We start from the raw sequence: 11,703 nt of genomic DNA, 5'->3' as shown, positions 1-11,703 counted from the left end.
AACGGCCGGTAGTAGACGATGGCCCCGCCGTCATCGAGAGGGGAAATGTAGTCGACCCATCCCAGCGGCGTAGCCATGCCCACCCGGACGTCGGCAACGTCCACCGTCGCCGGGGCATCGGCCTGCGGGGCCTCATGAACGAGCCCCAAGGCGGTGCGGCCCGCGTCGGTCAGCCGGTACGGCCGGANACGAACCAGCCCCCCGCGCAGGTCACGGAACNGGTCNGGAACCTCGACGATCAGACCGTGCCTGGCTAGGCTGTCGATGGTTCGGGCATTGAGCTTGATCTCNGANGCGCCGCGCGCCGAGAAGTAGCCGTGACCGACGCTGTCGGCCCGGTAGAAAACCGTGCCCTCGGCAACGAGAGTCAGCGCACGGCGCTGAGGGTCCGACAGCCGCGGGGCCTTGCTGGTGTGTGCGTCCATGGGGTCGACGGTTCGTTGTCGACATAGAGAATCCGCGATTCCGGCGCGACCTCATGTAGGTTCGGCGCGGTCGGCAGCCCGGTACCGATATCCAGGAACTGCCGGATGCCGTGCTCCGCCGCCAGGACGCGGGCCATCCTGACCATGAAGTTCCGGTTGGCCCGCATGGACGTGGGTAGGTTGGGCATACTCCTGGTGAACTCCGCGGCCGCAGCCCGGTCCGCCGGGAAGTTTTCCTTGCCGCCGAGTATGTAGTCGTAGACCCGCGCCGAGTGCGGAACGTCGCTCTTCAGGTCGACGTTCGGCGGCGCCCAGTCCGGCACCACCGAGCCGTGGGTCCACCCGGCGTTGTCACCTTTGGCCACGACTCCCCCTAGCTCTGACAGCGCCCATACACAGACGCACTGATTATTTCTCCCAGACTCTCCCATGACCCCGTAATGGCGGCATCGGATGGGGTCGGGGAGTGACGTCCTCGGGGAGTGTTGCCTCCTGGGATCCTGGGCATGCCTGGCCCCCTCGGCCCGCCTTCGGCCGCCCCGGGCTCCGGGGGCGGACACCGGATGGAGATCATCGTCTCGTGAGCACCGAGCTGATCGATCTGTCGGTACCCATCGTGACCGGCATGCCCGTCTACCCGGGGGATCCCGAGGTCGACGTGTCACCGGCACTGACCACGGCCGAGTCCGGCGTCAACGTGCAGCGCCTGCACCTGGGATCACAGACGGGCACGCATGTCGACGCCCCCTTCCACATCGACGACTCGCTGCCCAGGCTTGACGAGGTTCCGCTTCAACGTTTCACCGGACCCGCGGTTCTGCTGGACGCGCGGGGCTACGGTCCACAGGCGGCGATCGGCCCGGAGGTGCTATCAGGCCCCTTTACCCGCCCGTTTCCTCACGATGTCGTCGTCCTCATCGTCACAGGATGGTCCGTCCACTGGGGCCACGACGGGTACCTACGACATCCCTATCTCGCGCCGGACACCGCGCGGGCCCTCGTCAACGCGGGTGTCCGGACGGTCGGTATCGATGCGCTCAGCGTTGATCGAACACCCGGACCGGGCCAGGATGTCAGTCTCGCGGCCCACCGGATTCTGGGTGGGGCCGGTGCCGTCATCGTAGAGAACCTGACCAGTCTCGATCGACTTCTCACCGCCCGGGCGAACGGACGGCCCATCCACATCGTCCTGTTCCCGATTCCGCTCGCCGGAGCCGACGGTGCCCCGGTCCGGGCAGTCGCAAGCGTCGGCCCCGCGGATCAGCTCCCCACCGCGTGCCGTCGCAGCAGCGGGTCGAGTTCGCCGGACGTGTCCCCCACGACGTTCCCGCCCGCCGGTGACGCATCGGCCGTCGGCCCGGCCGGCGTCGCCGTACCCGAGGGCATGATCCCGGTGGGAGCCACCAGCCCACCGTGCGTCCCCGGGGGGTTCACCTGTACCCGGCCGGGACGTGAGGTGGTCGAGCGCGTGCCCACGCGGGGCGCGGACCGGATGGCCGGCCGGGCCGAGGCCACGTCCACACCGACGACACCGTCCACACCGACAACACCGTCCACACCGACAACACCGTCCACACCGTCCACACCGGTCTCGCCGTAGCCCGTCTCGGGGTACTCGGCGAACCGGGCGAGATCGTCCTCCTCCGCGCCCTCGTCCAGGCCTGGCTGACCAGCCGCCAGAGCGCCGAGGTCGATCGTCTCGGCGCAGGCGATCGCGAGCTCCTCGTCGGTGAGCTCCTCCACCGGCTGCTGGCCAACCCGCTCCTCCAGGGAGTCCGGTCCCGGCTGACGCTGCCGGTAGGCGAAGGAGGACCCGATCGGGGGCCGTCGGCGCCGGGCGGCCCGCTCGGCCTCGATCCGCCGGTCCATCGCCGCACGCGCGGTGGCCAGCCGCCGCTCAGTCTGCGCCGACCGGCGAAGATGAACGAGGTACGCGCCGAGTACGGCATCAACGAGGAACTGCCCGGCGATCCACAGCCCGCCGAGGACGGCGGCCAGCACGATGCTCACCGCAAGCAGGACGAGCAGGACGAGCAGGCGCTGCCGACGCACCCGCATCAGGGCGGCACGCTCGGCGTCCGCCCGACGCTCGGGACCGCGCGCAGGAACATCCACCCGCGGATCGTCGGGGTGCGCACCCGACCACCGTGGGCGGCCGGGGCACCCGTCCTCCGAGCCCCCGCCCTCCGGATCCTCGCCAGCAGACCCGCCACCGGATAGCAACGCGCCACCGGTCGAAGCGTCCTCGACGATCGGCGTGCCGGCCGCGATGGGCATCCCGGGGACGACCGGCTGCCCGCCGGGGGCTCCGGCCTCCCGGGACGGCTCGGCGGACACCGAATCCCCGAGCTCCGCGAGGTCGACCGGTCCATCGAAGAATTCCGCGTGCGACATTCCCGTTCCTCCCACGGTGAAGACGCCGCCATGATCGCCGCCGAAACGATCGACGACGGCACCGCCCCGGCCGGGCGGCCGTCGGGAGAGCACCCGCATCGCAACCGTGAAACGCTCGGTGGACCGCTGCTGCGCCGTCGTGTCGTGACGGCGCAGCCACATCGGGATCAGCACGAACCCCCAGACCGCGACGATCGCCACCCAGATCAACGCGCTCATCGGATCACACCTGCACGACCCTGGTCGCTCCCATCATCGACCACCATGATCCCGCCCGCCCCCATACTCCCACCCGCTCCTGTGGTTACGTTGTCAATCTCGCGGGATCTGTGGTCTCCGTGGTGTTCGCCGTTATCGGGGGGAGGGAACGCCGCGGGAAACGCGTCCCACCCACCACCCACTGGATGCGCACCATCCGCGGCGAGCGCGGCGGGTGCGGGCGCTCTGACCATGAGGAGCCTCTTCTCGACACCAACGATTGCGATTTCGTAGTCGACGCTAGTGAGCGAAATCCACGTGGTCACCGACCCGGAGCCCGCGTGTCGCATCCGCAACCGGATGGGCGATGGTGGATGTGTGGTCGTCAAAACGCACCGTGGCACCCCACCAGAACCGCGCATGGCCTATGGAAGCCCTCGTAGAGAGCATCGGCATCCGGTCAGGACCTTCACTTTGTCACCGGATTGAGATCCGGAACGACGGGCGGTGACTAGAAGGGACTACATCCGGTAACCGACACCGTCCCGGTGGCGGAGTGGAACGTGTCACGCAAGCCATGGATCCAGGCATCGTTCTCAGGCGCGGCGGCACCGTCGGGCACGGCACCGTCCGGGCACGGCACCGTCGGGCGGCGCGGCGGCCGCTCAGGGCCGGCTGTACCGGGTCTCCCGCCAGCGGTGCACCAGGCCCTCGGGGACGTCCTCGGTCGTCAGCGCGAATCCGATGTGGTCGTGGTAGCGGCCGTCGATGGCAAGGAAGTGCCGGTGCAGCCCCTCCTCGCGGAAACCGAGCTTCGCGAGCACCCGCCGGCTCGCGGCGTTCTCCGGGCGCACATTCGCTTCCACCCGGTGCAGCCCGACCGGCCCGAAACAGTGGTCGACGACGAGCGCGAGCGCGGTCGGCGTGATGCCTCGACCGGCGTACTCGCTGTCGATCCAATAGCCGACCTGAGCGCTGTTGAACGCCCCGCGCACGATTGTGGACACGGTCACCTGACCGACGAGCCGCCCCTCGAAGGTGATCGCGAACGGCAACGTGGCGCCGAGCCGGGCCTGCTGGCGCAGGCGGTGCCACATCTGACGGTAGATCGAGAGGGTCTGGCGCTGCGCCCAGGTCTCGCGGACCATCATCACTCCGGGTGGGGTCGCCTCCCACGGCGCCAGCCAGTCGGCGTTGCGCAGCCGCACCTCGACCCACGTGGAGGCGTCACGCAGACGAAGCGGCCGCACCTGGACCCGTCCGTCAGTCAGGACTGCCGGCCAACCCGGAGCTCCCACCGTCGCGCCCTATCCGGCGTCAACGGCATCGACGGCAGCGGCATCGACGGCAGCGGCATCGACGGCAGCGGCATCGACGGCAGCGGCATCGACGGCAGCGGCAGGGCCCGCGGACCCCGCGGCCGGGTGCCCGTGGTCGTCGGCTCCGCGCAGCTGGGCGACGGCATGACCCACCACCCCGGCCAGCACGCCCAGCCCGTCGCGTACCCCACCGGTCGAGCCGGGCAGATTCACCACCAGGGTGGCGGCGACGGTTCCGACGAGCCCACGGGAGAGCATCGCCGCCGGCACGGTCTCCCGACCCGCCGCGCGCAGCGCCTCAGCGAGTCCGGGCACGGCCCGCTCAATCACCTCGCGCGTCGCCTCGGGGGTGACGTCGCGGGGACCGAGGCCGGTGCCACCGGTGCTCACCACCAGGTCCACTCCGTCGGCGACGGCGGACCGCAGCGCCGCGACGATCTCATCCCGCCCGTCCGGGACGATCGTCGCCGCGCCCACCTCGAAACCGAGCTCGACGAGCCCGGCGACGAGCAACGGGCCCGACCGGTCGGCATAGATCCCTCGGTACGCCCGGTCGGAGACGGTGATGACCCGGGCCCGGGCACCCGCGGGAAGGTGGCGCCTGCCACTCATTCCGCGGACCCCGCGTCCGGCGGGGGGTCGGCATGCCAGTCTCCGGAGCGCCCCCCGGTCTTCGCGATCACTCGCACCCCGGTCAGCTCCGCGGCGGGATCCACCGCCTTGACCATGTCGTGCAGCGTAAGCCCGGCGACGGCGACGGCGGTCAGCGCCTCCATCTCGACGCCGGTCCGGTCCGCCGTCCGGACGGTGGCCATGATCACCACACCGTCGTCCCGTACGTCCAGCTCGACCGTGACGCCGGAGATCGCGATGGGATGGCAGAGCGGAACGAGATCGGGCGTGCGCTTGGCCCCCATGATCCCTGCGACCCGGGCGACTGCGAGGGCGTCGCCCTTCGGTAGCCCCTGCCCGCGCAGCAGCGCCACAACCTCGGGAACGACCCGCAGCATCCCGGTGGCGGTCGCGGTACGGACGGTGACGTCCTTCGCCGACACGTCGACCATGCGGGCCGCGCCGCGATCGTCGACGTGGGTGAGCCGGGCGGCGGTCACCGGGCCGCCGATCCGGCGGCCCGGGGCACGGCCGCGTTCCCCCGGCCGGCTTCGGCCCGCGGGCCGAAGCCGGCCGGGGAAGCCGGATCCGGGGAAGCCGGATCCGGGGCATCGACGTCCGCAGTGTCCGCAACCACCCAGGCCATGCCGGAGAGAATGGCCCCCGATGCGTCCGGGAGCAACAACGCCGGCAGCCGGCTGCCCGCCGGCACCTCGGTAACCCCCTCGGGGATGATCAGCAGCGCCTGCGCTCCCGCCAGCGAGGTGAGCTGATGTGACCCCTGCCCGCCGGCCAGATGGGCGACGGTGGCGGGTTCCAGGCGCCTACCGTCCCCGCTCCGCTCCAGCCCCACCCTCGGGAAGGACCTCTTCCCGAGGGGGGAACGCAGGTCGGATCCGACGGTCACGACAATCCGCGGGAGCCCGGTGCCGGCGAGACCGCGCATACGTTGCAGGGCCGGGCGGACGAACAGCTCGAACGAGATGAGGGCGCTGACCGGGTTCCCCGGCAACGTGAAGACGGGCACACCGTCGACCAGGCCGAAACCCTGCGGCTTGCCCGGCTGCATCGCGACCCGATCGAACCGGACAGTCCCGGTCCGCGCGAGCACCTCCTTGACGACGTCATATGCCCCGACGCTGACGCCACCGGTCGTCACCACAGCATCCACGTCGGGAAGCACCCCGTGCAGGGCTGCTGCGAAGGCGTCCGGCTCGTCGGGCACCCCGGCCAGGCGGCGTACCACCGCGCCGGCCTCCCGTGCCGCGGCGGCGATGCCATGGCTGTTCGAGTCGACGATCTGCCCGGCGCCCAGCGGTGTACCGACCTCGACAAGCTCGGTCCCGGTGGACAGCACCGCCACCCGCGGCCGGGGATGCACCGGCGGGCAGGCCACGTTGACCGCGGCGAGCAGGCTGATCTGCGCGGAGCCGATGATCGTCCCGGCGGGGAGCACCAGGGCGCCCGGGGCGACGTCCTCCCCCGTCCGGCGGATGTGCAGGCCACGGCGCGGCGCCCGCTGGACCGCAACGGTCCGGCGGCCACCGTCGGTCCACTCGAGCTGGACGACCGTATCCGCTCCCGGGGGCAGCGGGGCCCCGGTCATGATGCGTACCGCGGCGCCGGGGAGCAGCGCGGCCGGCGAACCCGGACCCGCGGGGACGTCGCCGATGACCGGTAGGGAGACGGGAGTGGCCGCCGACGCCTCGGCCACGTCGGCGGCCCGGACGGCGTACCCGTCCATGGCCGAGTTGTCGAACCCGGGAAGCGCGACCGTCGCCCGGACGTCCGCGGCGAGCACGCATCCGTGCGCCTCGTCCAGCCTGGCCTGCCGAGCGCGGGTCGGCCGCACCGTAGCCAGGATCCGCTCGAGGTGTTCATCCACCGAAGTCATGGGCGCCCGTCCAATTCTCTGCCCTTCGATGCACCACTCGTCGCACGCCGGGTCCGGCATCACCCAGGCTACGGCCGTCGAAGCCCGGACATCTCTTACCCGCAGTTACCTTCAGGTATTACCCGCAGTTACCTTCAGGTAGCTCCAGCGGTCGGGGCGGGGGCGTCCGCTCCGGGCCTCCCGCTCCGGGCCTCCCAGTCCGAACGGCATGCCGCGACCGCCGGGCGCTGGCCGGTTCCGGGAGCGTTCCGGTCCTTGCCGGAGTCGTCACCGGAGTCGTCACCGGAGCCGTCAAGGCCTACCCGAAGAGAAGCCGGCACATCCCGGCACCCTCAGGCGATGAAGCGGATAAATTTAAGCAATATGGATAAATCAGGACAATGCTGCCTTCGGACCACCGGACGCGACATACTCCTCGATCCACGGGTACAGCTCGGGGCCAAGGTCGGCGCGCTCGCACGCGAGCCGGATGACGGCCTTCAGGTAGTCCACCCGGTCACCGGTGTCGTACCGCCGACCCGTGAAGATCACCCCGTGCACGGGCTCGGCGGCAGTGTCGGTGCCGGCGTCCCCCGCGGCACCGGCCGGTTCGACCGCCCGTAGCGCCAGGATCCGCAGGGCGTCGGTGAGCTGGATCTCCCCGCCCCGTCCCGGCTCGGTCCGCCGCAGGACGTCGAAGATCGTCGGCGAGAGGATGTACCGCCCGATGATCGCCAGATTGCTCGGGGCCTGCGCGACCGGTGGCTTCTCGACCAGGTCACGGATCCGCACGATCCCGTACCGGTCGTCGGCACTGCCGGTGCCGGCACTGGTGCCGACGGACTCCACCGTGGCGACGCCGTAGAGGGAGACCTGGTCCTCGGGCACCTCCATCAGGGCGATGACGCTGCCCCCGAAGCGGCGCTGCACGGCAAGCATCTCCTCGAGCAGCAGGTCCCGCTCGTCGATGAGATCGTCACCGAGGAGGACAGCGAACGGCTCGTTTCCCACGTGCGCCGCCGCGCAGAGCACGGCATGACCGAGCCCACGCGGCGACTGCTGGCGGACCGAGTGGACCTCGGCCAGTTCCGCCGACACCCGGACCCGACGGAGACGAAGATCGTCACCCTTCCGTTCGAGGGCCGCCTCGATGTCCGCCTCACGATCGAAATGATCCTCGATCGCCTTTTTCGTGCGGCTTGTGACAAGCAGGACATCGCGCAGGCCGGCGCGGGACGCCTCCTCGACGACGTATTCGATAGCCGGCCTGTCGACGACCGGCAGCATCTCCTTGGGGACGGCCTTCGTCGCCGGCAGGAAGCGGGTCCCCAGACCCGCGGCTGGAATGACCGCCTTCGTTACTGGCATAGCCGAAACCTTAGTCGGGTCCGTGGACACGGGCACCGTCCACGGCCCCAGCACAGGCAATGCACAGCTCACGGCGGCCGCCGGTCCCGCCCGCCGCCCGCCCGGACATGCGCCGCGGGTCCGAGAACGAGCCCGCGGCACTCCGTGCCACCCGGTCCACCACCGACAACACCCCTACCGGTAACTGACAACACCTCCACCAACAATCGACAAATCACCATCAGTAACTATGGGTGCCACAATTGGTAACCTGCGCTCCCTCCGCCCGACATCACGCCCACGTTCGCGTGCCGTATGCCGCGGCAACCCCCCGCTGGCGGCCAACCTGCGGGAGGCTGTCGGTGTGCAGTGGAATGACCGGCCTCCGGGTGATCTCGACGAAGAGCTCACCGTCGAGCTGACGATCCGTCCGCATCCCGGACCGGTGTCCGGACGCGGGAGTCGGCCAGCGGACCCGGGGCGTGCCCGCCCCCGCCACGACGGTGTCGACCGAACCCCCGGCACCGGCCCCGAGGCCGGCGGCGGCTCCGGGCAGATCGCACCCGCCCTAGTCGGCGGCGCGTCGGCGCTGGGTGAGACGAGCGAGGCAGGCGAGGCCAAGGCTCGCCTGCGGGCCCGGCTACTGGTACAGCGCCGCGCATCCGTGGCCCTGCGTCGGGGCTCGCTGTCCAGGTCGGATGCGTCCCGACTGGCCAACCGCATCCAGCGGCTGCCCGAGGTGGAGGCCGCGCGGTGCGTGGCGGCGTATGTGGGGCTGCCCGGCGAGCCGGACACCGCCGAACTGCTCGATCGACTGCTGGCTCGCGGAGTGCGGGTGCTGTTGCCCGCCCTACGCGCCGATCTCGATCTGGACTTCCGGGAGCACGTCGGAACACTGGTGCCCGGCGCGCTGGGTACCCGCGAACCACCGGCGGCGGCACCCCGTGGGGTTCTCGCCGAGGCCGACGTGGTGATCATCCCGGCGCTCGCGGTCGACCGGACGGGCCGGCGTCTGGGGCGCGGTGGGGGCTCCTATGACCGGGTGCTGGCCCGGGTGGGCGCCGACGTTCCGGTGATCGCCGTCCTGCACGACCAAGAGGTTCTGGATGAGATCCCCATGGAGTCCCACGATCACAACGTGAAGATCATCATCACGCCGAGTCGTACGCTACGGTGCGAACCAACCGATGGCACCGGGGAACATCTCGGGCCCTCTACAAGCTAAAGTTGGCAGTCTCCACGTCAGAGTGCCAACTCCGGGAGGAGCACGTGCCTACCTACCAGTACCGCTGCACCGACTGCGGGCGTGACCTTGAGGCCGTACAGAGCTTCAGCGACGTATCACTGACGGAGTGCCCGGCCTGCGCCGGACGACTTCGTAAAGTGTTCGGTTCGGTGGGCGTGGTGTTCAAGGGCAGCGGCTTCTACAAGAACGACAGCCGGTCCAACTCCTCCGGCGGGTCCACGCAGCACCGCCCCAAGGACGTCGGCGACGCCACGGCCACGGGTGGCAGCAGCGAGGCGACATCCGGGGGGAGCACCAACAGCTCCGTCAGCTCGGACTCGTCGTCCTCGACCTCGTCGGGCGGCACCGCCACGGCCTCCTCGACGACGTCGACTCCGGCCTCCAGCACCGCGGCGGCCTGACCAGCCGCTGGATCCGCCCAAGGCGTCCGGGCATCTCGGCCTGGACGCCTTTGGCATGCCCGGACACCGAGCACCCAGCTCCTCCCCGCCGCGGCTCACCCACCGGCCCCCGGATGCGGTAACCGGGAGATGCCGGCGAGGGTTTCCAGATCTTGCGTCACACCATGACCTTGGAAGCCATCTCTTCAGGCCCGGCTACGGCCAGCCCGGAGTTCGGACTTACTCATCTAACGGAAGCCCTTCCGCCCCACTGGCGGCGTTTTTCGGCCACCCTGAACCGGCCGCGCCACCGGGGTGGCCCGGAGCCGCTGGTGCCGACAGATCTGACCTGATGCGGTGGCCTCGGCCGATGGCCGGGACGCCTACTGTTTGCGCCGCCGATAGTGCTCCACGATCCAGGCGTCTACCTCTCGCTTGGTAGCTGTTCAGCTCAGTTGAGCGGGTGTCTTGCGGATCTTGCCTGTTGATGGTTCGGCTGGTTGCCGGCCGGCGGGTCAAGATCGGCTAGTTTGTGGGGGTGGAGTCCGCGGGTCAGCCGAGCTACGAGGAGCTTGTGCGCCTGGTCGCGGACCAGGCCGCGCTGATCGAGCGGTTGACGGCACGGGTCGCTGAACTCGAACGCAGGCTTGGCGCGGACAGTTCGACGTCGTCGCGTCCGCCGTCGTCGGACAGCCCGTTCACGAAGGCACCGCAACGGTCGTCGCGGTCGTCGTCGGGCCGGCCACGAGGGAAACAGCCTGGTGAGCCCGGTCAGACCCGGAACATGGTCACCGACCCGGACGAGATCGTCGTGCTGGATCCGCCGTCGTGTTCCGGCTGTGGAGGGTCGCTCGCGGACGCGCCGGTGTTCGGGGTCCGCCGTCACCAGGTGTTCGACGTCCCGCCCCCGCCGCCACGGCCGCAGGTGACCGAGTACCGGGTCGTGGCCAGGGTCTGCCCGTGCTGCACGGCGACGACCGCTGCCTCCAGCCCGGCGGGAGTGACCGGCCGGGTCGGCTACGGGCCGGGTCTGCTCGCGCGGGCGGCGTGGCTGGTCTGCGCCCAGCACCTGCCGGTCCGCCGGGCCGCCCGGGTCCTGGCCGTCCTGGTCGGCGCCGCGGTCTCCACGGGCTGGGCTGCTTCGGTGCGGGGCCGGGCCGCCCGCCTGCTGGAGGCCGCGTTCCTGCCCCGGGTCCGTGAGCTGGTCGCCGCCGCGCCGGTCGCGCACGCGGACGAGACCACCGCCCGCGCCGACGGTCGGCTGCGCTACCTGCACGTGGCGTGCACCGACTACCTGACCGTGATGCACGTCGGGGACCGCAGCGCCGCGGCGATCGACGCCGGCGGGGTCTGGCCGGCGTTCACCGGCGTGCTGGTCCGCGACGGCTACGGCGGCTACACCCACCTGACCGGGGCGTTACACGCCTGGTGCGGCGCCCACCTGCTCCGCGACCTGCGTTCGGTTCATGACGGTGACCCGCCCGGGCAGGTCTGGGCCGACGCCCTGGCCACCACCCTGCTCGACGCCCACCACGCCGCGACCGCCGCCCGCGCGGCCGGTCACCCTGCCCTGGACCCGGCCACCCTGGCGGAGATCCGTAACCACTACCGAGGAGCGCTCGCCCGCGGCGAGACCGACAACCACGGGAAACGAAGCCCGCTCGCCACCGACGCCCGGACACTGATCCGCCGGTTCCACCGCTACGAGGACATGATCCTGCGGTTCGCGACCGACCTGACGGTCCCGTTCTCGAACAATCTCGCGGAACGCGACGTCCGCCCCGTCAAGATCCAGCAGCGGGTCTCCGGTGGCTGCTGGCGCACGCTCCAAGGCCTCGCGGACTTCGCCGTTGTGCAGTCCTACCTGTCGACCGCCAGCAAGTGGGGCGTCGACACCCTCGATGCCCTC

Annotated in this window: 8 protein-coding genes and 4 pseudogenes; 4 read left to right on the top strand and 8 right to left on the bottom strand. The window is 70.8% G+C overall.

What is annotated here, in order from left to right:
- Positions 1–433: 433 nt before the first annotated feature.
- Positions 434–856: pseudogene (locus BMG523DRAFT_RS20525) on the bottom strand (SAM-dependent methyltransferase); the annotation flags it as partial.
- 149 nt (positions 857–1,005) lie between these two features.
- Between BMG523DRAFT_RS20525 and BMG523DRAFT_RS26780 the strand changes: the two are divergent.
- Positions 1,006–1,677, top strand: a pseudogene (locus BMG523DRAFT_RS26780) (cyclase family protein); the annotation flags it as partial.
- Between the two features lie 8 nt (positions 1,678–1,685).
- On the opposite strand, the gene glpR reads toward BMG523DRAFT_RS26780, so the two are convergent.
- The 6 genes from glpR to BMG523DRAFT_RS20490 all read right to left on the bottom strand — a co-directional run bounded on the left by glpR (position 1,686) and on the right by BMG523DRAFT_RS20490 (position 8,189).
- Positions 1,686–3,038, bottom strand: a complete 1,353-nt coding sequence (gene glpR, locus BMG523DRAFT_RS26775) for a gephyrin-like molybdotransferase receptor GlpR (RefSeq protein ID WP_011438405.1) — start codon at positions 3,036–3,038, stop codon at positions 1,686–1,688.
- Between the two features lie 644 nt (positions 3,039–3,682).
- A complete protein-coding gene (locus tag BMG523DRAFT_RS20510) occupies positions 3,683–4,315 on the bottom strand; it encodes a GNAT family N-acetyltransferase (protein WP_011438406.1) in 633 nt (210 codons plus the stop codon).
- Positions 4,316–4,324: 9 nt separating this feature from the next.
- Positions 4,325–4,948: a molybdenum cofactor biosynthesis protein B gene (locus BMG523DRAFT_RS20505; protein WP_043592053.1), complete on the bottom strand. Its 624-nt coding sequence runs from the start codon at positions 4,946–4,948 to the stop codon at positions 4,325–4,327.
- Positions 4,945–5,400 (bottom strand): cyclic pyranopterin monophosphate synthase MoaC, encoded by a 456-nt coding sequence (gene moaC / locus BMG523DRAFT_RS20500; protein ID WP_165758314.1) that lies wholly within the window; start codon positions 5,398–5,400, stop codon positions 4,945–4,947. Before moaC ends, BMG523DRAFT_RS20505 begins: the two co-directional genes overlap by 4 nt.
- A 44-nt stretch (positions 5,401–5,444) precedes the next feature.
- Complete coding sequence (gene glp / locus BMG523DRAFT_RS20495) at positions 5,445–6,842, bottom strand: gephyrin-like molybdotransferase Glp (protein ID WP_083494902.1); 1,398 nt, start codon at positions 6,840–6,842, stop codon at positions 5,445–5,447.
- 372 nt (positions 6,843–7,214) lie between these two features.
- Positions 7,215–8,189 (bottom strand): UTP--glucose-1-phosphate uridylyltransferase, encoded by a 975-nt coding sequence (locus tag BMG523DRAFT_RS20490; protein ID WP_023840985.1) that lies wholly within the window; start codon positions 8,187–8,189, stop codon positions 7,215–7,217.
- 343 nt (positions 8,190–8,532) lie between these two features.
- Between BMG523DRAFT_RS20490 and BMG523DRAFT_RS20485 the strand changes: the two genes are divergently transcribed.
- Both BMG523DRAFT_RS20485 and BMG523DRAFT_RS27530 read left to right on the top strand, forming a co-directional pair.
- On the top strand, positions 8,533–9,393 hold the full coding sequence (locus BMG523DRAFT_RS20485) for a 5-formyltetrahydrofolate cyclo-ligase (protein WP_023840986.1): 861 nt from the start codon (positions 8,533–8,535) through the stop codon (positions 9,391–9,393).
- A pseudogene (locus BMG523DRAFT_RS27530) lies at positions 9,342–9,578 on the top strand (FmdB family zinc ribbon protein); the annotation flags it as partial. The gene BMG523DRAFT_RS20485 and the pseudogene BMG523DRAFT_RS27530, both read left to right, overlap by 52 nt.
- Positions 9,579–9,592: 14 nt before the next feature.
- Here the strand turns inward: BMG523DRAFT_RS27530 and BMG523DRAFT_RS26765 are convergent.
- On the bottom strand, positions 9,593–9,802 hold the full coding sequence (locus BMG523DRAFT_RS26765) for a hypothetical protein (protein WP_023840987.1): 210 nt from the start codon (positions 9,800–9,802) through the stop codon (positions 9,593–9,595).
- A gap of 596 nt (positions 9,803–10,398) precedes the next feature.
- Here BMG523DRAFT_RS26765 and BMG523DRAFT_RS20475 point away from each other — a divergent pair.
- A pseudogene (locus tag BMG523DRAFT_RS20475) lies at positions 10,399–11,703 on the top strand (IS66 family transposase); the annotation flags it as partial.

This window comes from Frankia sp. BMG5.23, from assembly GCF_000685765.2.
GTDB lineage: Bacteria > Actinomycetota > Actinomycetes > Frankiales > Frankiaceae > Frankia > Frankia casuarinae.
The sequence above is the reverse complement of the archived record's forward strand: the minus strand, read 5'-3'. Positions and strand labels throughout refer to the sequence as shown.

Coding starts and splice junctions, on each gene's coding strand:
- glpR (WP_011438405.1), bottom strand. CDS start 3,038: ATGAGCGCGTTGATCTGGGTGGCGATCGTCGCGGTCTGGGGGTTCGTG.
- BMG523DRAFT_RS20505 (WP_043592053.1), bottom strand. CDS start 4,948: ATGAGTGGCAGGCGCCACCTTCCCGCGGGTGCCCGGGCCCGGGTCATC.
- moaC (WP_165758314.1), bottom strand. CDS start 5,400: ATGGTCGACGTGTCGGCGAAGGACGTCACCGTCCGTACCGCGACCGCC.
- glp (WP_083494902.1), bottom strand. CDS start 6,842: ATGACTTCGGTGGATGAACACCTCGAGCGGATCCTGGCTACGGTGCGG.
- BMG523DRAFT_RS20490 (WP_023840985.1), bottom strand. CDS start 8,189: ATGCCAGTAACGAAGGCGGTCATTCCAGCCGCGGGTCTGGGGACCCGC.